General features: G+C 69.2%; 20 protein-coding genes. 10 read left to right on the forward strand and 10 right to left on the reverse strand.

The window, feature by feature from the left end:
* Positions 1–8 precede the first annotated feature (8 nt).
* The 7 genes from NA8_RS15260 to NA8_RS15290 all read right to left on the reverse strand — a co-directional run bounded on the left by NA8_RS15260 (position 9) and on the right by NA8_RS15290 (position 5,462).
* On the reverse strand, positions 9–1,361 hold the full coding sequence (locus NA8_RS15260; protein WP_063051040.1) for a M14 family zinc carboxypeptidase: 1,353 nt from the start codon (positions 1,359–1,361) through the stop codon (positions 9–11).
* A 136-nt stretch (positions 1,362–1,497) separates the two neighbouring features.
* Complete coding sequence (locus NA8_RS15265; protein ID WP_039797830.1) at positions 1,498–2,055, reverse strand: MerR family transcriptional regulator; 558 nt, start codon at positions 2,053–2,055, stop codon at positions 1,498–1,500.
* Positions 2,056–2,242: 187 nt separating this feature from the next.
* The gene (locus tag NA8_RS15270; protein ID WP_040866482.1) at positions 2,243–2,716 is read right to left on the reverse strand and encodes a bifunctional nuclease family protein; all 474 of its coding nucleotides are present in this window, start codon (positions 2,714–2,716) and stop codon (positions 2,243–2,245) included.
* Between the two features lie 160 nt (positions 2,717–2,876).
* Complete coding sequence (ftsR, locus tag NA8_RS15275) at positions 2,877–3,680, reverse strand: transcriptional regulator FtsR (RefSeq protein ID WP_063051041.1); 804 nt, start codon at positions 3,678–3,680, stop codon at positions 2,877–2,879.
* 93 nt (positions 3,681–3,773) lie between these two features.
* The gene (odhI, locus tag NA8_RS15280) at positions 3,774–4,259 is read right to left on the reverse strand and encodes an oxoglutarate dehydrogenase inhibitor Odhl (protein ID WP_040866480.1); all 486 of its coding nucleotides are present in this window, start codon (positions 4,257–4,259) and stop codon (positions 3,774–3,776) included.
* Between the two features lie 168 nt (positions 4,260–4,427).
* Complete coding sequence (gcvH, locus tag NA8_RS15285) at positions 4,428–4,826, reverse strand: glycine cleavage system protein GcvH (protein WP_063051042.1); 399 nt, start codon at positions 4,824–4,826, stop codon at positions 4,428–4,430.
* Between the two features lie 42 nt (positions 4,827–4,868).
* Positions 4,869–5,462, reverse strand: a complete 594-nt coding sequence (locus tag NA8_RS15290; RefSeq protein ID WP_063051079.1) for a CDP-alcohol phosphatidyltransferase family protein — start codon at positions 5,460–5,462, stop codon at positions 4,869–4,871.
* Between the two features lie 220 nt (positions 5,463–5,682).
* Between NA8_RS15290 and NA8_RS15295 the strand changes: the two genes are divergently transcribed.
* The 3 genes from NA8_RS15295 (at position 5,683) to NA8_RS15305 (ending at position 9,840) form a co-directional block, all read left to right on the forward strand.
* Entirely contained in the window at positions 5,683–7,377 is a 1,695-nt protein-coding gene (locus NA8_RS15295; protein WP_063051080.1) for a GMC oxidoreductase, read from the forward strand.
* A 50-nt stretch (positions 7,378–7,427) separates the two neighbouring features.
* Complete coding sequence (locus tag NA8_RS15300) at positions 7,428–8,825, forward strand: DUF2252 domain-containing protein (RefSeq protein ID WP_063051043.1); 1,398 nt, start codon at positions 7,428–7,430, stop codon at positions 8,823–8,825.
* Between the two features lie 118 nt (positions 8,826–8,943).
* A complete protein-coding gene (locus NA8_RS15305) occupies positions 8,944–9,840 on the forward strand; it encodes a nuclease-related domain-containing protein (RefSeq protein WP_063051044.1) in 897 nt (298 codons plus the stop codon).
* Positions 9,841–9,876: 36 nt separating this feature from the next.
* Here NA8_RS15305 and NA8_RS15310 read toward each other — a convergent pair whose 3' ends face one another.
* Positions 9,877–11,829, reverse strand: a complete 1,953-nt coding sequence (locus NA8_RS15310; RefSeq protein ID WP_063051045.1) for an acyl-CoA dehydrogenase family protein — start codon at positions 11,827–11,829, stop codon at positions 9,877–9,879.
* A 103-nt stretch (positions 11,830–11,932) separates the two neighbouring features.
* Here NA8_RS15310 and NA8_RS15315 point away from each other — a divergent pair, with 103 nt between their 5' ends.
* From NA8_RS15315 to NA8_RS15325, 3 genes are read left to right on the forward strand one after another with little or no spacing between them, the layout of a single operon-like run.
* A complete protein-coding gene (locus NA8_RS15315) occupies positions 11,933–12,586 on the forward strand; it encodes a TetR/AcrR family transcriptional regulator (RefSeq protein ID WP_063051046.1) in 654 nt (217 codons plus the stop codon).
* Complete coding sequence (locus NA8_RS15320; protein ID WP_063051081.1) at positions 12,586–13,518, forward strand: ABC transporter ATP-binding protein; 933 nt, start codon at positions 12,586–12,588, stop codon at positions 13,516–13,518. Before NA8_RS15315 ends, NA8_RS15320 begins: the two co-directional genes overlap by 1 nt.
* On the forward strand, positions 13,515–15,149 hold the full coding sequence (locus NA8_RS15325; protein ID WP_063051047.1) for an ABC transporter permease: 1,635 nt from the start codon (positions 13,515–13,517) through the stop codon (positions 15,147–15,149). The genes NA8_RS15320 and NA8_RS15325 overlap by 4 nt, the downstream gene beginning before the upstream one ends.
* Before the next feature lie 141 nt (positions 15,150–15,290).
* Here NA8_RS15325 and NA8_RS15330 read toward each other — a convergent pair whose 3' ends face one another.
* Positions 15,291–16,145 (reverse strand): LLM class F420-dependent oxidoreductase, encoded by an 855-nt coding sequence (locus NA8_RS15330; RefSeq protein ID WP_063051082.1) that lies wholly within the window; start codon positions 16,143–16,145, stop codon positions 15,291–15,293.
* Positions 16,146–16,377: 232 nt separating this feature from the next.
* On the opposite strand from NA8_RS15330, the gene NA8_RS15335 reads away from it, so the two are divergent.
* The 4 genes from NA8_RS15335 (at position 16,378) to NA8_RS15350 (ending at position 22,686) form a co-directional block, all read left to right on the forward strand.
* Positions 16,378–17,802: a threonine/serine exporter family protein gene (locus tag NA8_RS15335; RefSeq protein ID WP_063051083.1), complete on the forward strand. Its 1,425-nt coding sequence runs from the start codon at positions 16,378–16,380 to the stop codon at positions 17,800–17,802.
* Between the two features lie 107 nt (positions 17,803–17,909).
* Positions 17,910–18,566 carry a biliverdin-producing heme oxygenase gene (locus NA8_RS15340; protein ID WP_063051048.1) on the forward strand — a complete coding sequence of 219 codons (657 nt, stop codon included), beginning with the start codon at positions 17,910–17,912 and terminating at the stop codon, positions 18,564–18,566.
* A gap of 84 nt (positions 18,567–18,650) precedes the next feature.
* Positions 18,651–20,354 carry a bifunctional metallophosphatase/5'-nucleotidase gene (locus NA8_RS15345; RefSeq protein WP_063051049.1) on the forward strand — a complete coding sequence of 568 codons (1,704 nt, stop codon included), beginning with the start codon at positions 18,651–18,653 and terminating at the stop codon, positions 20,352–20,354.
* A 301-nt stretch (positions 20,355–20,655) separates the two neighbouring features.
* Positions 20,656–22,686 (forward strand): SDR family oxidoreductase, encoded by a 2,031-nt coding sequence (locus NA8_RS15350; RefSeq protein ID WP_063051050.1) that lies wholly within the window; start codon positions 20,656–20,658, stop codon positions 22,684–22,686.
* Between the two features lie 66 nt (positions 22,687–22,752).
* On the opposite strand, the gene NA8_RS15355 is transcribed toward NA8_RS15350, so the two are convergent.
* A complete protein-coding gene (locus NA8_RS15355; RefSeq protein ID WP_063051051.1) occupies positions 22,753–23,409 on the reverse strand; it encodes a cutinase family protein in 657 nt (218 codons plus the stop codon).
* Between the last annotated feature and the right edge of the window lie 102 nt (positions 23,410–23,511).

The following is a 23,511-nucleotide window of genomic DNA, read 5'->3' on the forward strand; positions in this document are numbered from 1 at the left end:
ACGCACGGTCAGACGGCCAGCCCCGCGCGCACTCTCATCGCGGCAAGCAAGATCGACTCGGCCTGGATGCCCACCAGACGGTCCAGCGGCACCTCGGCGCCCGGGGCGTTCTGCTCCACGTCGGCGCACCACTGCTGGAAGACCGCGGCGAACCGGTCGCGCTCGGCGGCCAGCAACGGCGCGGCGTCGCGGGCGTATTCCTCCTCCAGCAGGCGCAGCAACATGCCGCCCAGCCGCAGGCGCAGCATCGCGGTCCAGTCGTACTGCTCGACGAAGATCTCGCCCCTGGTCGCGATCCGGTTCCGTTCCGGCACAGCCTGTCTGCTCACCGCCAGCCCGGGCAATCCGGCGACCAGCGCGCGCACCGACCGCTCGAACGGGCTGCGACCGCTCAACCGGCCGTCGAGGCGGGCGAGCACCTCGGCGGCGACCTCCGCCATGGCCCGATAGTCGGCGGCGGTGGCATCGAGCAGGTCGCCCAGCACGCGGTCACCCGCCGAGCCGTCGCCGATGCGCGGATCGACCCACAGCGGCAATTCGCAGACCAGGATCGCCGTGCCGTAGCGCGCCGCGTAGTCCCGGCACCCACCCCCGCCCAACGCGGCGACCGAGTCGAGGCCCTGCGCCGCGAGCAGATCGGCCATCGCCTCGAACAGCGGCAGTTCGAAGACGCCGGGCGCCAGCGTGCGCGCGCCCGGCGCGTCGGGCTCACCGTGGTAGATCGGCACGTCGGCCGCGGCCAGCAGAGCGGTCAGCGCCGACCAGTACTCGGGGTCACCGCCGGTGGTATAGAAGAATCCGCCGCCGAATTCCGCGTTGTGCAGCGAGGCGATCAGCGCGGGGCGGGTACGGTCGATCAGCGACATCATCGCCCTTGTCTCCGGGAGCGGCACCCCGACGCGTCTGCCGCGCCACTCGGCCGGGAAGCACCATTCGGGTTGCTCGACCGCGGGCGGCCGGTAGAAGCCGCGCGCGACGCCGGTCCTGGTGTGCGGCCCGGCGAACCATCCTTCGTTCAACCGCGTCCCATCCGGATCGACACACAGCAGGAAGTGCCACGTGGCGCCGACGGTCACCGCCTCGTCCGCGGCCATCCGGCCGAGCAGGTGGCGAATCGTGGCCATGCCGATGGGCTCGTTCGGGTGCGGGTTGCCGAACACCAGGATGTGCTGCTCGCCCGATCCGACCGTCACCTCGCGAATCGGATCTCCACCGCGGGAGCGCCCGAGTTCGGTGATCGAGATCCGATCCGGGTGATCCGCGGCGAGCGCGTCGGCGAACGCGTCGAGTTCGTCGACGGTCGGAAACGCCTCGATCCGGCCGATCGACCCGACGAGACCGGTGATGTCGCCCGCACGCACGGCGCCCCCCTTTCGCTGCCGCCCCGGCCCCATCTCCCGCCGCCGACAGCGCTGTCACACACCACGGCCGGGAGGCTGCGCGCCTTACCCGGCCGTGGGAGCGTTGTTCCTGTATTTCGCGCTGACCTGGCGAATTCTAGCCCGTCTTGCGATTCATCCGCGCCTTGCGACGGAATGACAACTCATCCTCCGGACGCTCGGTGATCGCCGACGCGCGCTCCGCGGGGAAGTTGGCGATGGCGCCGGTCAGTTCGCGCATGGCGCCGCTGACGGCGATCCCGAAGACTCCCTGCCCACCCTGCAGTAAATCCACCACCTCCTCGGCCGAGGTGCACTCGTAGACCGAGGTGCCGTCGGAGAAGAGGGTGATCCCCGCCAGGTCCTGCACGCCGCGGCTGCGCAGATGGTCGACGGCTATCCGGATGTTCTGCAGCGAGATGCCGGCGTCGAGCAGCCGTTTGACGATCTTCAGGACGAGGATGTCCTTGAACGAGTACAACCGCTGACTCCCCGAGCCCGCCGCACTCCGGATGGACGGCACCACCAGACCGGTGCGCGCCCAGTAGTCGAGCTGCCGATAGGTGATTCCGGCCACCTGGCACGCACTGGGAACGCGATAGCCGACCAGATCGTCAGGTACCGAGTCGTCGGGGAACAGGCCTGGCTGTACCACATCCTGCGATTGCTCTGCCACTGACCACTCCCTTGCTTCGCCGACGCATTCCCAGCCTCATCGATGACCCGGCTCCGTCACCGACCGAATCGGTGCGGATTCGGCCGAAACGGTCGTGGCCCAACTGTCGAGATTACTCCCCACGATTGTCCAGGGAGCGGCGTCATCGAGCCAAACGCGACGCGCGGAAAAAGTCTCGACCTCTACTTCAGCTATCGGTCGCCTTGAAGTCGTCGGGGGACACCGACTCGAGAAACTCCTTGAACTTCTCGACCTCGTCCTCGCGCTCGTCCGGCATCACCAAGCCGGCTTCCTCGAGAACCGACTCCTCGGCATGGATCGGGCAACCCACCCGCAAGGCGATCGCAACCGAATCCGATGGCCGCGCCGAAATCCGCAGATCGTTCTCGAAGACCAGGTCGGCGTAGAACGTGCCCTCCTGCAGATCCACGATGCGCACCTCCTTGAGGGTGTGCCCCAGCTCGGTGATCAGGATCTTGATCAGGTCGTGCGTCAGTGGGCGGATCGGAGTCACCCCCTCCTGCTCGAGCACGATCGCCGTCGCCTCTGCTTGCCCGATCCAGATCGGCAGATACCGATCGCCCGCCACTTCGCGGAGCAACAGCACGGGCTGGTTCTGTGGCTGCTCGACACGGATGCCGATCACGCGCATTTCGCTCATCGCACTGCCTCCCATACTCGCCGCCGGCCCGGCATGACCGCTGCAGAGCTCGCCGTACCACGAGTCTAGGCGAACCCGCACCGGTCCAGCGATCCGTCTGCGCAGCCGAAATCACCGTGTTGGATCGCCGAAACCTACGGACCCGGGGCGCGCCCGGGGGTCAGCCCCCGAGCGAGCCCCGGACCGAGGACTTCACCAGACAGGTGTGCAGGGTCAGCGACAGCGCGGCCAGTTCGCGCACCGTCTCTTCCGCACGGGCGCGCGCCCCCGCGTCCCGGCTCTTCGCGATGGGGGCGACGATCTGTGCCACCAGCGCGGCCTCCCGGTCGGCGGCGAGCTTGAACGCACGCAGATGCCGTGCCTCCAAGCCGAATTCGGCCATCGCCCGGGCCGTCTTGGCCAGCGTGACCGCGTCCGCGTCGAAGTACCCCGCCGGGCCTGGCGTGATCAGATTGGCCCGGATGAGGTCGTTGAGGAACCGCTCCTCGATCCCGGCCTGGTCGAGCAGATCGGCCCGGGTGACCCGGATTTCGTGATCGAACCGCAGATCATCCGGCGACACCTCACTCGGCACGACACCGAGCCGCCGAGGCGCGGCCACCGGGCGCACCTCACGTTCGGAAACCGGCGCGGCTTGTCCGGCGTCCGCCGCGCCGGGTCCGGGCTCCGGCGCCCCGGCGCGGACGGAGTGCGCTCGGGCGCGGGCTTCCCGCACACCGAGCGTCGCCGCACCGCTGTCGATTGCCTCGAGCTGTTCCTTGATCACCTTCAACGGCAGGTACTGATCGCGTTGCGCGGTCAGGACGAACCGGAGCCGTTCCACATCCGCCACGGAGAACCTGCGGTAACCCGAGGGTGTCCGCTCCGGCCGGATCAGGCCCTCCGCTTCCAGGAAGCGGATCTTGGAAATGGTGACGTCGGGAAAGTCGGGACGCAGCAGGTCGAGCACGGAGCCGATCGACATTCCTCCGCGTGCCCACTGCGCCGCACCGGTCACAGCGCCGGGTCCTTCATGACTCCGAGCCTTTCATGAGTGCGCGACCCGGCGCCGACGCCGTCATAGACTCCCCGCGCCCGCCGACGAGTCCGACACCTGGGCGCGCGGTCCGGTGAGGAACACCAGCCGGAACTTGCCGATCTGCACCTCGTCACCGTTCTGCAGTTCCGAGGAGTCCACCGGCTCCCGGTTCACGTACGTGCCGTTGAGGCTGCCCACATCGACGACCTGGAACGAATCGTCGTCCTGACGGAACTCGGCGTGCCGACGGCTGACGGTGACGTCGTCGAGAAAGATGTCACTGTCGGGGTGGCGCCCCGCCGACGTGGTCGGCTGATCCAGCAGGAACCGCGAGCCCGCGTTCGGGCCGCGCTTGACGACCAGGAGGGCCGCGCCAACGGGCAGACCCTCGACCCCTTGGACCGGCTGCTCGCCGGTCGGCTCTCCGGAGCGCGACGCGTCGACCTCGTTCAGGAAATCCGCGCGGAAGACCGACGTCGTCTCGGCCGCGGTCTCCCCGTAACCCGGGTCTTTGTTCTCGCTCACCGTTTCTCTCCTCCTCGAACCTGATTATCCATGCAAGCAGGTGATACCTCTGGCATCACGACCTGCCGTCGAGTCCCTAGATTCCCGGCACAACCGCCGGGTGCATCTGTTGGCATTGACCGTACCCTGCCGGGCCGCACCCGTGCAGGTAGAACTGGGAAGGCTGCTTCAGCCCCCGATAACTCCTTGATAACCTGCGGCATCCAGCAGTTCACCGAGCGTCGCGTCGAGACTCGCCGCGTCGCCCACCTCCAACTCGAACAGCCATCCGTCACCGTAGGGATCGGTGTTCAACGTCTCCGGCTCCGAGTTCAGCATGTCGTTCACCGCAACCACTTTCGCGCTCAGCGGCGCGTAGATGTCGGACACGCTCTTGGTCGACTCCACCTCCGCGATGCTGTCCGCGGCGGCCACGTCCGCGTCCGTCTCGGGCAGCTGCACGAACACAACGTCACCGAGTTGAGACTGGGCGTAGTCGGTGATGCCCACCCGCACCCGGGTCGGTGCGATCCGGCGTACCCACTCGTGCTCCTCGGTGTAGCGCAGATCGTCGGGGGTCTGGGTCACAGGCCGTCCTTTCGTTTGAACGTTGCACGCAAACTCTATCGGCTACGCCGTCCGGTGCCCCACAGCCGGTATCGCTCTTGCGACCGCGATGGCCCTACCGGTATAGAGCACGCCGGTCCAGACGTAGACCGCGGTGCCCCAGATCAGCAAGGCCGCGCCGAAGGCGCGCCCGAAACCGTCGGCGGCCCAGTCCATCTGCCCCGCCAGCAGCCAGGGCAGCGCGGACATCAGCGCGAAGGTGGCCGCCTTGCCGAGGTAGATCACCTCCGGCGGGGGCAGTTCGCGGCGTTTGTACACCGACAGCGTCGCGGTGAGCACGAGGTCGCGCCCGACCAGGATCGCCGCCACCCACCACGGCATCAGGCCGCGGATCACGAACGCCGCCAGCGTGGTGACCAGATAGAGCCGGTCGACGAACGGATCCAGCAGCGCCCCCAGCCGCGAGGACTGATCGAGCAGCCGGGCGAGCTTGCCGTCCAGGAAGTCGGTGACGCCGCTGGCGATCAGGAGCGCGAACGCCCAGCCATCGGCCCGCTCGATCAGCAGCAACCACAGAAACAGCGGAACTCCGAGCAGGCGCAGCACGCTCAGCACGTTCGGGACGGTCAGGACGCGATCGGCGAAGACGCCGCGCACTCCGCCGCCTGTGGCGCGTTCCTCCGGTTGGGTGGTGCCCGATTCGGTTGTCACGACCCGTGCATACCTCACCGGCCCCGGTCCCCGCCATCTCCACGCGTCGAATTTCCGGATATCGGCCTCAGCACGCGCGTGCGAGGATGGTTTCCGCCACAGCACGCCGGTGACCGAATGATTCGAAATATTTCTCATTGTGTGGCCGGGTGAGCGAGAGGAAGTCATGTCCGCATTCGACTACGACGTGGTGGTGATCGGTTCCGGTTTCGGCGGCAGCGTCAGCGCTCTGCGACTCACCGAGAAGGGCTACCGGGTGGGTGTACTGGAGGCAGGCCGCCGCTGGAACGCCGAGGACATCCCGCGCACGAATTGGAATGTCCGCAAGTCGATCTGGGCCCCGCGCCTCGGCCTGACCGGACCGCAGCGGATCAGCCTGCTCGGCAAGTGCGCCGTGTTCTCCGGCGCCGGTGTCGGCGGCGGCTCGCTGATCTACGGGAACACGCTGTACGAACCGCTGCCGAACTTCTACACCGACCGGCAGTGGGCGCATATCACCGACTGGCGCGCGGAGCTGGCCCCGTACTACGACCAGGCCAAGCGCATGCTCGGCGTGGCGCCCAACCCGCGCACGACCCCGGCCGACGAGGTGATCCGGGGGATCGCCGAGGACCTCGGCGTGGCCGACACCTACCATCCGACCGAGGTCGGGGTGTTCTTCAACGAGAGCGCTCCCGGCGCCGAGGTCGACGACCCGTATTTCGGCGGCGCGGGCCCGCGCCGCACCGGCTGTGTGCACTGCGCGCGCTGCTTCACCGGCTGCCCGCACAACGCCAAGAACACCACCACGACCAACTACCTCCACCTTGCCGAACGGGCCGGGGCGCGGGTTCACCCGCTCACCACGGCCACCGCCGTGCGACCGCTGCCCGGCGGCGGGTACGCCGTCGACACCCAGCGTTCCGGCCGGTGGATCCGCAAGCAGCGCAGAACCTTCACCGCCCAGCAGGTCGTGTTCGCCGGCGCCGCGCTCGGCACGCAGAAGCTGCTGCACAAGATGCGCGACGACGGCGTGCTGGCGCACCTGTCGCCCCGGCTGGGCGAACTGACCCGCAGCAATTCCGAGGCCATCCTCAACGTGGTCAGCCGCGCCCGCCGCGATTTCGCCGAGGGCATCGCGATCACCTCCTCGATCCACCCGGAGCCCGACACCCACGTCGAGGTGTGTCACTACGGCAAACGCCAGAACGCGCTGTTCCCGATGTCGGTGCCCATCGTGGACGGCGGGGCGTTCCGCTTCCTGCGCTTCCTGCTGGCGATCGTGCTGCATCCGCTGGTGTTCCTGCGCAGTCTCGACGCGCGGCATGCCTCGGAGAAGTCGGTGATCCTGCTGATCATGCAGTCGCTGGACAACTCGCTGACCTCGTTCCGCAAGCGCGGGCGGCTGCGGACCAGGCAGGGCACCGGCGAGCCGAACCCGACCTGGATCCCGCTGGCCCACGACATCGGCAGGCGGTTCGGCGCCAAGGTCGACGGCGACACCCACGGGCTGATCATGGATGTGTTCGACATTCCCGCCACGGCCCACTACATCGGCGGATGCGTGATCGGCGACGGCCCCCGGACCGGCGTGGTGGACGCGTATCAGCGGGTCTACGGCCATCCCGGCCTGCACGTGGCGGACGGTTCGGCGGTGACCGCCAATCTCGGCGTGAACCCGTCGCTGACGATCACCGCGCAGGCCGAGCGCGCCATGGCCTACTGGCCCAACCGCGACGATCCCGACCCCAGGCCGGAACTGGGCTCGCCCTACCGGCGCATCGCTGCGGTGCCCCCGGCGCATCCCACGGTGCCCGCGGCGGCGCCGGGCGCGCTGCGGCTGCCGATCGAGCCGGCGCCGCCCAGCGTTCCGGCGCGATGAGGGCGAGGCCACGCAGCATGAACGGTCGGTTCCGGCTAGCGTGAGCCGTTGTGTCGGACAGTGGTATCGATCTGCGCTCCTACGTGCCCGCGGAGGAGGTCCGCGCCCGCGGACACGCACTGCGTCAGCGGGTTCCGGTCATTGCACGGGACCGGGAGGCGACCAGCGTGCGACGGCCGGGTGTGCTCGACTTCATCGAGGCGAGCAACGCGGGCCGGCTTGCGCATCTGATACCGCTGCGGATCGGGCGGATGATCGCCTCGCCGTTCACCTTCTACCGGGGCGCGGCGGGTCTGATGGCGGCCGATCTGGCGGGTGGCCCGGACAGTGGGCTCAGCGCCCAGCTGTGCGGTGACGCGCACGCGGCGAACTTCGGCCTGTACGGCACCGCGCGCGGCGAGATCATCATGGACATAAACGATTTCGACGAGACCGTGCCCGGCCCGTGGGAGTGGGATCTGGAGCGGCTGGCGGCCAGCTTGGTGCTGGCCGGACGCGAGGCGGGCGCCGACGAGGACGAGTGCCGCACCGCGGCGCGCGACGCCGCCCGCTCCTACCGCCTGGCCGCGGACGAGCTGGCCGCGATGCCGTTCATGACGTCATGGTGCGCGCTTCCCGACGAGTCGGTGATCACCCGAGCCAAGGCCGACGCCCTGCTCGACGACTTCAAGAAGGCGGCCAAGAAGGCCCGCAAGAACACCAGCGCCAAGGTGGTGGCGAAGTGGACCGAGCACCTGGATGACCACCAGACCGGCATCCGCAAGCACCGCTTCGTCAGCGATCCCCCGATCCTCACCGCGGTGGACGAGCACGTCGCGGCGGCGGTGATCGGCGGGCTGGAGCGCTACGCCGATACCCTGCCCGAGTCCCGGCGCACCCTGCTGACCCGATTCGCGGTGTCGGACATCGCGTTCCGGATCGTCGGGACCGGAAGCGTCGGCTTGCACAGCTACCTCGCGCTGCTGCACGGCAACGACGGCGAAGCGCTGGTCCTACAGGTGAAGCAGGCCGCGTCGGCGGCACTCGCCCCGTTCCTGCCGTCCCGTGCCGTGCGCCACGAGGGAGAGCGAATCGTGCAGGGGGCGCGGCTCGTCCAGTCCGAATCCGACATCCTGCTCGGCTGGACCTCGCTCGCCCCGGCCCCTGATGGTGCCGAATTGCCTTTCATCGTACGGCAATTCCGCAACCTGAAGGGCAGCATCGATCCCGCCGAGCTGCCCGCGACCGATTTGGACGACTACGGACGGCTGGCGGGCGCGCTGCTGGCCCGGGCCCATTCCCGGTCGCTGGATCCGCGCTTGCTGTCGGGCTATCTGGACGGTGACGAGCGCTTCGACGACGCGGTGGCCGCGTTCGCGGTGCGCTACGCCGACCGCACCGAGGCCGACCATGCCGAACTGGTCGAGGCCGTGCGGACCGGCCGGGTCGACGCCACGGAACCGGAGTAGCGGCTCCACCGGGGGGCGCGCACCCGACACGCCGTTCGCGCGGCGTGGGCGCGGCGAACCCGTTGCGGCACCTCGTATCCTGTCCACTGTCGAGTGTCGACGTGAAGGGTGGCCGCCAATGCTCGTGCGAGTCCAGAACGCCGCAGGCACCAATGCCGAGCGCGCGCTGATCGATTGGCTGCGCACCTGGAAGGACTCCGCGAGTCCGCACGGTGTCGCGACGATCACCTGCAGCCTGTTCCACAAGGATCGGCTGCACCAGTTCGATGCCGTGATCTGGACACCGACCAGCTGCGTGGTGATCGAGGCCGACGCGCTCGTCGCCCGCCAGGACGGTGTGCTCGAGGTCCCGCTGAACGGGCCGTGGAGCATCAACGGCGAACCGATGGCGACGGAGAGCCGCGACCGCCGCACACCGCTGGACAAGTCCCGCGAGCACACCTTCGCACTGCAGGAATGGCTGGCCGCCCGTGGTCTCGGGCAGCGCGTCGTGCACGGCGTCGCGCTGCTCGTCACGTTGTCCGGCGCCCAGCTCCAGCTCGAACAGCGCTGGGCCGATCCGAGTTTCGACGTGATCATCGGCGACGATCCCGGCCGGCTCCGGCACTACTTCGACGCGCTCGCCGCCGAGGAGAAACACCTCTGGACGGCCAACGACGTCGCCGTCGCGTTCCGCGGGCTCGGCATCCTGCCCTATCTGCCCGCACCGCAGGAACTGATCAACGAGGGCTTCCTCGGCCCGATCGACATCACGCTCTGGCACGGCGGCCCCAATCAGGCGCAGGCAGAGGCCTACGCGGAGGAACTCGCGCAGGCCGAACGGGAGGCACACGCGTCCCGGTACGCCATCCGGGCTCCGTGGTACAGCCCGTGGAAGTTGTATCCCCGGGAGACCGGTGACCTCGACTTCGGCCGCGCGGTGATGCGCACCCTCCTGGCCATCGGCATGGTGGTCGGCTTCGTCTGGGTGGTGTGGTTTCTGGTCACCGCGTTGACGACGTACGGGCCGGGCTGATCGGCCGCGCGCGGGCGGCGGCCGATCGCGGCAGCCCTACGAAGACGCCGAGATCGGCTGGGTCCGCTCCAAGACGCTCGCGTCGTCGAGCATGGCCGCGCGCAGCATCGACTCGGGCACACCCATGGCCTCGACCAGGGTCAGCGCGTGCGGACGCAGCCGGTCGACCAGCTCGTTCACGCCACGGCGCACGGTCTTGGCCCGGTCCACCGACATGAACCGGTGCATGATGTACCAGGCCTGGTTCTCTTCGATCGTGGAGTAGACGAACAGGTCGCACATCCAGTCGGCGATTTCACGCGCCTCGGGATCCTCGATGTCGGAGATGCCCTCGATGAACGCCTCGAGCACCAGGCGGTCGATGTGCGCCGCGCCCGCGGCCAGGATGTGGTCCTGGGCATTGTTGAACGCCTCGAACGGACCGGTCTCCTCGGCCCTGGCGCGCAGCCGGTGGGCCGCGGTCCGGACCAGGTAGTCCTCGCGGTCGGCGAACAACTGCAGCTGCACCACCCGGCGGGACAGGTCGCCCTCGTCGATGGAGTCGTCTCCTCGGTCGCGCAGGGTCTGGATGAGCTGGCGCACGCCGGACCGCTTGCGCACCACGTCACCGGCCATGGTGGCGGCGAAGCGCACCCAGCCCAGCGCGTCCAGGTCGCGCACCTCGTCGGCGTAGGAGGTGAGCAGTTCCTTGGCCACCAGCTGGGTGAGCACGACGTTGTCGCCCTCGAAAGTGGTGAAGACGTCGGTGTCGGCCTTCAACGTGACCAGCCGGTTCTCCGTGAGGTAGCCCGCGCCGCCGCACGCTTCGCGGCACTCCTGGATGGCGCGGGTGGCGTGGTTGGTCTGCGCGACCTTCAGGCCGGCGGCGCGCTTCTCCAGCGCGCGCTGGGCGCCCGCCTCGAGGTTCTGGCCGGTCTGCACCAGATGCATCCGGCGCACCAGGTCGTTCTGCGCGAACGCGAGGGCGTAGGACTTGGCGACCAGCGGCAGCAGCCTGCGCTGATGGCTGCGGTAGTCCAGCAGCACCGTCTCCACACCGGTGTCGGGGTCGGAGAACTGCCTGCGTTGCAGGGCGTAGCGCACCGCGATGCTCAGCGCGACCCGCGCGCCGGCCGCCGCCGCGCCGCCGACGCTGACCCGCCCGCGCACCAGGGTGCCGAGCGTGGTGAAGAACCGGCGGCTCGGGTTCTCGATCTCTGAGCTGTAGGTGCCGTCCGGCGCGACGTCGGCATAGCGGTTGAGCAGATTCTCCCGGGGCACCCGCACGTGGTCGAAGACGATGCGCCCGTTGTCCACGCCGGGCAGGCCGCCTTTGAGGCCGTCGTCGTAGGTGGTGACGCCGGCCAGGTCGGCGCCGTTCTCGTCGCGGATCGGCACCAGCAGGCAGTGCACGCCCTTGTTCTCGCCGAGCGTGATCAGCTGGGCGAACACCGCGGCCATCCGCGCGTGTTCGGCCGCGCCGCCGATGTAGTCCTTGCGGGCCGACGGCGTCGGCGAGTGCACCACGAACTCCTGGGTCTGCGGGTCGTAGGTCGCCGTGGTCTCCAGGTTCGCGACGTCGCTGCCGTGCCCGGACTCGGTCATGGCGAAGCAACCGAGCAGGTCCAGCGAGATCAAGCGCTCGATGTACTCGCGGTGCCGTTCGGTGCCGAGGTTCTCCACCGCGCCACCGAACAGTCCCCACTGCACGCCCGATTTCACCCACAGCGACAGGTCCGCGTACGCCAGCATCTCCAGCCCGACCACCGCCGCACCCGGTTCACTGGTGCCGCCGTTCTCCCGGCGGAACCCGCGCTCGGCGAATCCCATGGTGGAGATCGCCTTCATCTGCTCGAGCACCCGCGCTCGCGCGGCCTTGTAGTCCAGGTAGGGGTCGCCGGTGAACTCCTCCCCGGCCAGCAGGGTCCGGGCTTCGTCCCGGACGGCCGCCCAGGGTCCGTCGAGTGCCGCGCGTAGGTGGTCCGCCGTCGTTGCCGTGCCGCTAGTCATGCCTCGACGATAGCCCGGTACACCGGCGGCAAACCGTGATGCGCGACAACCCCGGAAGAGGGTCTTGCTAGACTGTTGAACATGTGTTTAATATACTGAACATGTGTTTAACCAACAGCCCGTTCCGCAAGGATCCGCCGAGGATCTGACCACCGCGGCCCGCATTCGCGATACCGCGATCGAGGTGTTCGGCGAGCACGGATTCCAGGTCGGAGTCCGCAAGATCGCCGCCGCCGCCGGTGTCTCGCCGGGGTTGGTCAACCATCACTTCGGTTCCAAAGACGGCCTGCGCGCCGCCTGCGACGACCGAGTCCTGCAGCTGATCCGCGACGAGAAGGTCAAGGCGATCACCGCGTCGTCGATGAAGGCGGGCATGCTCGACGCCCTGGCCGAGGTCGAGTCGTACGCGCCGCTGGTCGCCTATATGGTGCGCAGCCTGCAGGCAGGCGGACCGATGGCGGAATCGTTGTTCGAGCACATGGCCGCCGATGCCGAGGGTTATCTCGAGAAGGCGGTCGAGGCGGGCAGGATCAAGCCGAGTCGCGATCCGGCGGCGCGCGCCCGCTATCTGATGATGCTGAACGTCGGCGCGACCATGCTGTACATGCAGATGCGCCAGCACCGCGACGAGAAGATCGACTATCGCAAGGCGATTCGCGAACTCACCGAAGAACTCACCCCACCGGCCCTGGAGTTCTACACCCAAGGGCTGATCACCGATCCCACGATCTTGGACACATTCACCAAGGAGAAGTGATGTCCGACATCATCGAAGTCCGCGGTCTCCGCAAGACTTTCGGTCACGTCACCGCGCTGGACTGCCTCGACCTCAGGGTCACCGAGGGCGAGATCCACGGCTTCCTCGGCCCCAACGGCGCGGGCAAGTCCACCACCATCCGCGTACTACTCGGCATCCTGCGCGCCACGGGCGGGCAAGCCAGGCTGTTCGGGCGCGACCCGTGGGCCGACGCGGTCGCCCTGCACCGCGAATTGGCTTACGTGCCAGGCGATGTGACGCTGTGGCCGTCGCTGTCGGGCGGGGAGACCATCGACCTGCTCTCCCGGATGCGAGGCGGTCTCGACGAGAAACGAAGGGACGAGCTGATCGAGCGCTTCGACCTCGATCCCCGCAAGAAGGCGCGCACCTACTCCAAGGGTAACCGCCAGAAGGTCGCGCTGGTCGCGGCGCTGGCCTCCGGCGCGCGGCTGCTGCTGCTCGACGAGCCGACCTCGGGGCTGGACCCGCTGATGGAGCAGGTCTTCCGGGAGTGTGTGCACGAGGCGCGCGAGCGCGGCGCGACGGTCCTGCTGTCGAGCCACATCTTGTCCGAGGTCGAGGCGCTGTGCGACCGGGTGACCATCATCCGGGCCGGGCGCACGGTGGAGAGCGGGTCGCTGTCGGACCTGCGCCACCTCTCGCGCACATCGATCACCGCCGAATTGGTCGGCGACGCGGGCGATCTGAGCCGCATCCCCGGCGTAGAGGACATCGAGTTCGACGACCACACGCTGCGCTGCCAGGTCGACAACGAGCACTTGGGCGCGCTGATCCGGGTACTCGGCGACGCGGGCGTGCGCAGCCTGACCAGCACGCCGCCGACGCTCGAGGAGCTGTTCCTGCGGCATTACCACGTCGACGGCCACGACGCCGAGTCCGCCACGGTCACCGGGGAGAAGGTGCGAGCATGACCACCGCCATCGCCGGGCGCGCCGCGGCGTCGCCTGCGCGCGGCGTCTCCCGCGACTTCGCGGGCACCGGGCGGTTGCTGCGGCTGTACCTGCGCCGCGACCGGATCGTACTGCCGCTGTGGACGCTGCTCATCGGTCTGATGCCCGCGTTCCAGGTGGCCAGCATCAAGGGCCTGTACGACAACCAGGCGTCCCTGGACAGCTTCGCGCGCACCACAGCCGACAGCCCCGCGCTGATCGCGATGTACGGTCCGGTGTTCAGCTCGGCGCTCGGCTCGATCGGCACCTGGAAAGCCGGCGCCATGTACACCATGATCGCCATCGCCACGGTGCTCACGGTGATCCGGCACACCCGCGTGGAGGAGGAGACCGGGCGCGCGGAACTGGTGAGCGCCACCAGTATCGGGCGTTTCGCCGGTCTCACCGCCACCCTGATCATGACCTACACCGGCGCATTGCTCGCCGGGATCGTGTGCGCGATGGCGCTGTATGCCGCCGACCTGCCCGGCGCGGGATCGGTGGCTTTCGGTGCCGCGCTGGCGGCGTCCGGCACCGTCTGGGCGGCGATCGCCGCGGTCGCCGCTCAGGTGAGCGCCGGTGCGCGAGTGGCGCGCGGCGTAGCCTTCGGCGCCCTCGGCGCGGCCTTCGCCTTGCGGGCGGTCGGCGACGCCGGAAACGGTGTGCTGTCCTGGTTCTCGCCCATCGGATGGTCGTTGCAGATCCGCCCGTACGCCGACGAACGATGGTGGGTGCTGCTGCCCTTCGCCGTCCTCGCCGTGGCGGGCACCGCGCTGGCGTACGCGTTGCTCGGCAACCGCGACGTCGGTTCGGGGCTCATCGCCGAGCGCCCCGGGCCATCGGCCGCGGCGCCTGTGCTGTCCGGCCCGTTCGGATTGGCCTGGCGGTTGCAGCGCGGCACCCTGCTGGCGTGGACGGTCGGCTTCGCCCTGTACGGCCTGCTGATCGGCGGCGCGGTCAACAGCGTCGGCGACATGCTCGACGGCAGCGCATCCATCCGCGACATGGTCACCCGGATGGGCGGCTCCCAGCAGCTACAGCAGTCGTTCATCACCTACGCGATCACGATGCTGGCCGCGGCGGCCTCCGCCTACTCGATCTCCGCCGCCCTGCGCCTGCACGACGAGGAGACCAGCGCCCGGGTCGAGGCGACGCTGTCCGGTGCGGTCGGCCGGGTCCGATACGCGCTGAGCCACATCGGCTTCGCGCTGCTCGGGCCCGCCGCGGCACTGCTGGTCTCCGGCGTGGCGATCGGCATCGTGTACGGCGCCACCGGCGGTGATCTCGGCACGAAACTCGGGCAGTCGATCGGCGCCGCCGCCGTGCAGGTGCCCGCGGTCTGGGTCGTCACGGGCATGGCGGTCGCGCTCTACGGTGTCGCACCGCGCTTCGCCCCCCTCGCCTGGGGTGTGCTCAGCGCCATGGTGGTGATCTTCTTCGTGGGTTCGCTGGACGGGCTGCCGCAATGGATGGTGGATCTGGTGCCGTTCGTCCACCCACCGAAGGTGCCCGGCGCCGAATTCCAGGCGCTGCCGGTGCTGTGGCTGCTCGCGGTCGCGGCGGTCCTGCTGGCCGTCGGCGTCACCGCGTTCCGCAGGCGCGACCTGCGCTGACGACGGACCCCGTGGCCCGCGCGAAACCCCTTCGCGCGGGCCACTTCTCGTCCGGGGGCAGTTCGCCTCGCCTCGGGCCGGTGCTCGCGGGCTCGCCCATCGGCCGCGGCTACGAGTGACCGCGGTGGCGCGCCGAGCGCGTCACCCGTTGGGCTCGATACCCAGCTTCCCGGCCAGTCGCGTGAGGTAGGCGCGCACGTCCTCCGCCGCGCGATCGGGCAGCCCGAAAACCGCTTCGGTGACACCCGCTTCGGCCCAGCGCGCCAGCTGCTCGGCGTCGTGGCGCCCGGCGAGCGCGACGACCTCGGGGCGGTCGGCGCGCTCGTGCTCGCGCCACACCCGGTGCAGCAGAGCGATTTTCTGATCCAACCCGTCCTCGGTCGGCGTGGTGATCCATCCGTCGGCGTAGTTCGCCAACCAGGTGAAATTCTTCTCGGTGCCCGCCGCGCCGAGCAGGACCGGAATGCGTTTCTGCACCGGCTTCGGCCAGGACCAGCTGGCGCCGAAGGTGACGAATTCGCCGTCGAAGCCCGCCTCCTCTTCGGTCCACAGCACCCGCATGGCCTCGAGATGCTCACGCAGCACCGTCCTGCGCTTGCCCGCGGGCACACCGTGGTGGGCCAGCTCGTCGGTATTCCAGCCGAATCCGACGCCGAGACTGACCCGGCCGCCGGACAGATGGTCGAGCGAGGCGATGGTCTTGGCCAGCGTGATCGGGTGATGCTCGGCGGGCAGCGCCACCGCGGTGGACAACCCGATGCGCTCGGTCACGGACGCGGCGGTGCCCAGCGCGACCCACGGATCCAGGGTGCGCAGATAGCGGTCGTCGGGCAGGCTCGCATCGCCGGTGCGCGGGTGCGCCGCGGCGCGAACCACCGGGATGTGCGTGTGCTCGGGGACGTAGAACGTGTCGAAACCGGCACGCTCGGCGGCCACCGCCGCATCCGCGGGGGTGATGCCCCGATCGCTGGTGAACAACACGATTCCGTACCGCACCGTACGCGCTCCCATCGCCGAAATTAGAACAAGTTCTATCACGATCCGCCGGTCGCACCAAGGGGTGGCGGCACCGGCTCGCCCGCCGCGACCCGCACGGATGCCAAGGAGACGTCGGATGACTAGGTTCGCCTCCATGAGTCTCGACGCATCTTCCGTAGGCGATGTCACCACCGAACGGGTGGATCACCTCGGCTGGCGTCGCGGGCTTCGCCTGCGGCGCGCCCGGCCCATACCCGTCGTCACCCAGGCCGTCGGCCTGCTGGTGGCCGACCGGCAGGCGACCGCGGATACCATCGTCACCGCGCCGACGCCGTTGCAGCCGATCGATCTCACCGACGACGCCAGAGTGGCCGAAGTCCTCGACCTCGCGGTCCGGGTCGGCGAGGTGGTCCTCGCCTCCGGCACCGGCGTGGTGGACACCACCACGACGGTGCGGTTCATCGCCGCCACCTACGGCCTGTCCCGCTGCAGCATCGACGTCACCTACGACGCCATCCGCATCTGGGCCGACCGCGGGCCCGCGCTGCCGCCGGCCAGCACCATGCGGATCGTGCACTATCGCGCCCTGGACTTCACCCGGCTCGCCGCGGTGGACCGGCTCACCCGCCGGATCCGCAACGAACTGGTCCCGCCGGACCAGGCCCGCGCCGCACTCGACGCCATCACCTCGGCGCCGCATCCCTACCCCCGGTGGACCGCCACCGCCGCGTGGTCGCTGATGGCGGCGGCGATCGCCGCGCTGCTCGGCGCGGGCACACTCGTGGCCGCGGTCAGTTTCGCGACCACCGCGGCGATCGACCGCACCAATCGCGTCCTCAATCGCTACGGATTGCCGTTCTTCTTCCAGCACATGGTGGGCGGCGCCATCGCGGCGATCCCGGCCATCGTGCTGGCGAGCCTGGCCGCGCGCTTGCGCATCGATGCCGACCCGACCCTGATCATCGCCGCCGGGATCACCGTGCTGCTCAGTGGATTGCAGCTGGTCGGCTCGGTGCAGGACGCGATCACCGGCGCCCCCATCACCGCCACGGCCCGCATGCTCGAGGTGATGATGATGACCGGCGGCATCATCGCGGGCATCGCGTTCACCCTGCGCATCGCCGACCTCCTCGACGCCACGGTGCCACCGGTCTATCTGACCTCCGCCCGCGACATCACCGACCTGCCGGTGAAGATCCTGGCCGGTGCGGTGGCGGCCCTGGCGTTCGCGCTCGCCTGCTACGCCGAGCGCCGGGCCCTCGCCGCCGCGGCGGGCAGCGGCGCCGCGGGCATCATCTGCTTCCTGCTCGTCCAGCAGGCCGGGTTCGGGCCCGTGATCTCCTCCGGCGCGGCCGCGACGCTGGTCGGCCTGGCCGGTGGCCTGATGGCCCGCCGGGCGCTGACTCCCCCGCTGGTCGTCGCGGTCGCGGGCATCACCCCGTTGCTCCCCGGCCTCAAGGTCTATCGCGGGCTCTACGCCCTGCTCAACGACGAACTGCTGATCGGAGGCAACCAGCTGCTGTCGGCCTTCGGCATCGGCTGCGCGCTGGCGGCCGGTGTCACGCTCGGCGAGTGGTGTGACCGCACCGTGCGCAGGCCCCGGATACTGCGCCGGTTCGGCTCGCTGCGCCGCCCGATCGTGCGGCGACGGCGGCGCTCGGCGCCCGCGCACTGACCCGCGAGGCGCATGCGCGGCGAACGCCCGCCCGGTAACCTCTTATCGAACTGGTCAGGGCCGCGCGATGCGATGGCGGCCCCGGTGTGAGGTGAGGTGGTTCGGACATGCCGCAAACAGATCCGTTCTCGAAGCAGATCCGTACCGCCACCGCGCAGCAGCACGCGGAGGCGGAGAACTCCCGCTTCATGAGCGACATGCTGGGCGGGTCCCTCGGTGTCGACTCGTATCACCGCTACACCGGTCAGCTCTGGTTCATCTACCGCGCGCTCGAACAGCGGTGGGAGACGCTGGCCGACGACCCGGTCGCCGGACCGTTCATCCGGCCGGAGCTGGCCCGCACCGCCGAACTCGAACGCGATCTCGCGCATCTCCTTGGCTCCGGCTGGCGTACCGGCCTGGAACCGTTGCCCGCCACCGCGGCCTACGCCGCACGCATCGATGCGTGCGCACGCGACTGGCCCGCCGGGTACATCGCCCACCACTACACCCGCTACCTCGGCGACCTGTCCGGCGGACAAGTCATCCGCGGCACCGCCGAAAAGCTGTGGAACCTTCCCCATCGCGGCGACGGGGTGCGTTTCTACGTCTTCGACGGCGTACGCAATCCGGCGGCGTTCAAGCGGGAATACCGCGGCCTGCTCGATCGCCTGCCGCTCGATGATCTGGAGCGCCGCCGCGTACTCGACGAGGGCAAGCGCGCCTTCGCGATGAACACCGCGGTCTTCGAGGAGCTCGCCGAGGAATTCCCGGCCGCTCAGTAGCCGGATCGACGTGACGCATCGCGCTGCGGCGCGCGGTATTTCGGCAGTGCTGCGCGAATGCCGATGACGTGGGACAGTCATAATATGAGAGCGCGCCGCCGCATCGCCGTGGTTCTTGCCGGTCTTGCCGGTGTCGGTCTGGTGGGGGGTTGCGGCACGACGTCCGACCCCGGCGCCGGTCCCGGCTCGTCGACGGCGGCACAGATCGTGCCCTTGATCTCGACGGACGATCTGCGTCCCGCGCAGCCCGACGAGGTGCACCTGTTCGGCTTCAACGATCTGCACGGAAACCTGCAGCCGCCGAACGGGTCCAACGGGAAGATCGGCAGATACGACGCGGGCGGAGCCGCCTATCTGGCCACCCATCTGGCACGGCTGAAGGCCGCCTATCCGTCCAGCGCCGTACTGGCGGCCGGAGACAACATCGGGGCGAGCCCGCTGGTCTCCAGCCTGTTCCACGACGAGCCGACGATCGATTTCCTCAACAACGTGGGAGTGGCCGCCTCCGCGGTCGGCAATCACGAATTCGACGACGGAGTAAGGGAATTGACGCGTTTACAGCAAGGCGGGTGCGCGTGGGACGGATGTTCTCCCGGCGCTCCGTTCACCGGCGCGAAGTTCCCCTACCTGGCCGCGAACGTCACCGACGCGCAGGGCAACCCGCCACCCGCACTGCGCCCGTGGACCCTGCTCGAGGTGAGCGGGCACCGGATCGGCGTCGTCGGCACCGTCACGCCCGACACCGCGAATATCGTTCTGCCCGAGGGCATCCGGGGCTATCTGTTCGGCGACCAGGCCGCCGCGATCAACCGCTACGTGCCGGAGATGAAAGCGGCGGGTGCGGAGGCGATCGTGGCGCTGATGCATGACGGCGGCTCCCAGCGGCCCGAACAGGACGCACCACTGGACTACAACGGCTGCGCGAACGTCACCCCGAACGTGACCGAATTGGCCGAGCGGGTCGACCCCGCGGTCCGGGCGGTGTTCACCGCCCACAGCCACCAGCCCTACGTCTGCACCACCGGGGGCAAGGTCATCACCCAGGCATCGTCCTACGGACGGCTCATCACCGACGTCACGCTGCGCTTCGGCCCCGACGGTGTGCAAGCGTCGGCGCTCAACCGAGTGGTGACCCGCGAGGTGACACCCGACGCCCCGACGACCGCGCTGATCGATTTCTACACCGAGCAGTCCCGGCCCCGCGCGGGCCGCGTGGTCGGCGCGAGCGCGGCCCTCCTCCCGCACGACCCGAGCCCGGCGGGCACCTCACCGCTGGGCGACGTGATCGCCGATTCCATGCTGTCGGCCACCGCGGGACCGGGCGCCGCCGTAGCCGCCTTCATGAACCCCGGCGGCGTGCGCGCCGATCTGAGACAGGGACCGATCACCTACGGCGATATCTTCACCGTCCAGCCGTTCGGCAACCAGGTCGTCACGGTCACACTCACCGGCAGCCAGATCCTGCGCCTACTGGAACAGCAGTGGAACAACCCTGGCAAACCGACGATTCTTTCCCTCGCGGGCATCGGCTATGCCTACTCCGATACCGCTCCCACAGGCGCGAAGGTGATCGCGAACAGTGTCCGTATCGGAGGGCAGCCGCTCAACCCGGTCGCCGCCTATCGCGTGACGACCAACAACTTCCTCGCTTCGGGCGGCGACGGATTCACCGTCTTCACCGAGGGCGTCGACACCGCGGTGGGCCCGACCGACCTGGACGCCTTCGAGACGTTCCTGCGTGACAAACCTCCGCTGCAGGCCCCGCCGGCACGGGTCGAGAAGAAGTAGTCGAATCGGACGCCACAGAGTTGCTGGACACTCGACCAGAACGTGAGTAACTGGAATTCTGTGTAACACATACCGTTTGACCTGCGCAGACGGTGATCAGTCCCACATGTCGAACGGACCATGATCGCTTGCCGGTGCCGCACGCGGTCGATTACTGTTCAGTAATAAGTCAGGACGAAGGTGTTCCTACTTTCGGCCCGACGTGTGTCGCTGGGGGCCGAATCAACGCTGTCCGCATCCATTGCCGCATGCCGGATGACTTGTGCGACAACATGGTTCGAGTAAGCAGCAGGAGAGTGCGATGGCCACTTACATCGTGACGGGCGGAACCGGATTCTTGGGCAGGCGGGTGGTGCAGGACCTGCTGGATCGCGACGCCGACGCGATCGTCCACGTGCTGGTGCGCGAGACGTCGCTGGCGAAATTCACCGACATCGCGTCGGGCTGGCGCGGCGCCGAGCGGGTCTTCGCGCTCATCGGCGATCTCACCGCCGAGGGCCTGGGATTGGCGTGCGAGGCGCCGCGGGCCGACCACGTGGTGCACCTGGGCGCCGTCTACGACATGACCGCCGACGAGGACACCGCGCACGCGGCGAACGTCACCGGCACGCGCTCGGTGCTGGCCCTGGCGCACGAGCTGGGCGCGGTGCTGCACCACGTCTCCTCCGTGGCCGTGGCCGGCGACCACAAAGGCAAGTTCTTCGAGGAGGACTTCGACCTCGGGCAGCGGCTGACCTCGCCGTATCACCGCACCAAGTTCGCCGCCGAGAAGCTCGTCCGCGAGTCGCGCGGCGTGCGCTGGCGGGTCTATCGCCCCGCGATCATCGTGGGCGATTCCCGCACCGGCGAGATGGACAAGATCGACGGCCCCTACTACTTCTTCGGCGCGATCGCGCGGCTGGCCGCGCTGCCGTCCGAGCTGCCGTTGCCGCTCCCGGATCTCGGCGCCACGAATATCGTTCCGGTGGACTATGTCTCGGCCGCCATGGCGGAGCTGATCCGCCGCCCCGGCCTGGACGGGCGCACCTTCCACCTGGTCAACCCGGAGCCGCAGCCGTTCGGCGAGGTGTACCGCGCGCTCGCCGCCGCGGCGGGCGCCCCGACCGGTGTGGGCGCGGTGCCGGGCAGCGCAATGGCGCTCAGCGGGCTCGCGCAGATCCCCGGCCTCACCGCCGTGCGCGATTTCCTGCTCGAGCAGGTGGGCATCCCGGTCGAAGTCGCTCCACACACCTCGTTCTCCGCGGAGTTCATCAGCGACTCCACCCGCGCCCAGCTGCGCGGCTGCGGCCTGACGGTGCCGTCGTTCGACAGCTACGCCGAGCGGCTGTGGCAGTACTGGCGCGACCACCTCGACCCGCAGCGCGGACGCGTGTCCATCACCGGCGACCCGCTCGCCGGACGGGTCGTGCTGATCACCGGCGCGTCCTCCGGCATCGGGCTGGCCACCGCGCACGCCGTCGCCCGGCGCGGCGCCACGGTCCTGATGGTCGCCCGCGGGCACGACGACCTGGCGGCGGCCGCCGACGCCGTGCGCGCCGATGGCGGTGTCGCGCATACCTATCCGTGCGACATCACCGACTCCGAAGCGGTCGAGAAGCTCGTGCAGTGCGTGCTCGACGACCACGGCCACGTCGACTACCTGGTGAACAACGCGGGCCGTTCGATCCGCCGCTCGGTGCTCAACTCCACCGACCGGATGCACGATTTCGAGCGCACCATGGCGGTGAACTACTTCGGCGCCGTGCGGCTGATCCTCGGCCTGCTGCCGTCGATGCGGGCGCGACGCTTCGGACACGTGGTCAACATCTCCTCGATCGCGGTGCAGACCAAGGTGCCCCGATTCGCCGCCTATGTGGCGAGCAAGTCGGCGCTGGACAACTTCAGCGAGATCGCGGCGGTGGAGAACCGCGATGCCGGGATCACTTTCACCTCGGTGCGGATGCCGCTGGTGCGGACCCCGATGATCGCGCCGACCGACCTGTACCGCTCGCTTCCGGTGCCGGATCCGGAGCAGGCCGCCGCGATCGTGGTGCGTGCGCTCGAGGACCGGCCGCATCGCATCGACACGCCGGTCGGCACCTTCGCCCAGGCGGTGGAATTGCTGATGCCGTCGGTGAAGCGTCAGATCATGCACCAGGGCTACCGCATGTTCGGCGAATCCCGCGCCGCGCGGGGCGACGCGGAGCGCCGTCCGGGCGACCCGTCGCCCGCCACCGCGCCCGCGACCGGCGGCGGCGCGCTGTCCGCGCTGGCCCCTGTGATCATGCCGCTCATGGCGCTGCCGACCCCCGCGGCGCGCGTCGCTCGTATGGTCCCGGGCTTGCACTGGTAGCTCCGCACAGCCGAGTGGGGCCGACCTCGGTCGGCCCCACTCCTGCGGATTCCCGGTCCCGCGCGGTCACATCCGGTACACCGCGAACTCCACGGCGGGCCGCATGGCCCAGCGGTAGTCCGTGTGCGCGGCCGGACGGATGCCGCCCTCGCACACCGGATCACCACTCGCGCAGTAGTTTCCGGTCCGCCAGGCGTATTGCTCCGGCACGGACCAGCCGACCAGCCGGATCGGATCACCGAGCAACAGCACCGCGGCCACGCGGGATTCCAGATCCGCGGGCAGGGTGCGGATGCCACCGAGCGCGGTCACGATGCCCGTGCCGAGCACCCCGTGCGTCACGACGGCCCCTTGTGAGAAGCCGACCAGAACGAACCGCTGATCCGGGCACCGCGCCGCTTGCCACAGCACATGAGCGGTCATGTCCTGGGTCCCGCGGCCGATCGAGGACGGGTCGAGCAGGTCTGCGGGATAGTCCACCCGATATGCCTGCGAATCAACCGGAAGTGCTCGCCACAGGGCGTCATACAGCGGGTCGCCCACCACCGCACCCAGATATCCGGGTTCGTGGGTGCCTCGGGCGACGACCACCTCGACCGCCGCACAGGACGTCGCCCATGCGTGCAATCCCGTCGCAGCCCCGAACCCCGCGACGAGCAGTAGCACAGCGAATGCCTCTACTACACGCCACTTTTCGAAGTGAATTACCTTCCGGTTGGCCATCGTACTCACCTACTCACGCCGTTGTGAGACAGCCGAGCGACACTTGTCAGTGACGATTACTCGGCTATATCCGCGAAGGTAGGAACGGCCACGGGGGCCGTC

Origin of the sequence: Nocardia arthritidis NBRC 100137, assembly GCF_001612765.1 — a bacterium.
GTDB classification, from domain to species: Bacteria; Actinomycetota; Actinomycetes; order Mycobacteriales; family Mycobacteriaceae; genus Nocardia; species Nocardia arthritidis.

Coding starts and splice junctions, on each gene's coding strand:
- NA8_RS15270 (WP_040866482.1), bottom strand. CDS start 2,716: ATGAGCGAAATGCGCGTGATCGGCATCCGTGTCGAGCAGCCACAGAAC.
- ftsR (WP_063051041.1), bottom strand. CDS start 3,680: ATGTCGATCGGCTCCGTGCTCGACCTGCTGCGTCCCGACTTTCCCGAC.
- NA8_RS15295 (WP_063051080.1), top strand. CDS start 5,683: ATGTCCGCATTCGACTACGACGTGGTGGTGATCGGTTCCGGTTTCGGC.
- NA8_RS15305 (WP_063051044.1), top strand. CDS start 8,944: ATGCTCGTGCGAGTCCAGAACGCCGCAGGCACCAATGCCGAGCGCGCG.
- NA8_RS15310 (WP_063051045.1), bottom strand. CDS start 11,829: ATGACTAGCGGCACGGCAACGACGGCGGACCACCTACGCGCGGCACTC.
- NA8_RS15320 (WP_063051081.1), top strand. CDS start 12,586: ATGTCCGACATCATCGAAGTCCGCGGTCTCCGCAAGACTTTCGGTCAC.
- NA8_RS15325 (WP_063051047.1), top strand. CDS start 13,515: ATGACCACCGCCATCGCCGGGCGCGCCGCGGCGTCGCCTGCGCGCGGC.
- NA8_RS15340 (WP_063051048.1), top strand. CDS start 17,910: ATGCCGCAAACAGATCCGTTCTCGAAGCAGATCCGTACCGCCACCGCG.
- NA8_RS15345 (WP_063051049.1), top strand. CDS start 18,651: ATGAGAGCGCGCCGCCGCATCGCCGTGGTTCTTGCCGGTCTTGCCGGT.
- NA8_RS15350 (WP_063051050.1), top strand. CDS start 20,656: ATGGCCACTTACATCGTGACGGGCGGAACCGGATTCTTGGGCAGGCGG.
- NA8_RS15355 (WP_063051051.1), bottom strand. CDS start 23,409: ATGGCCAACCGGAAGGTAATTCACTTCGAAAAGTGGCGTGTAGTAGAG.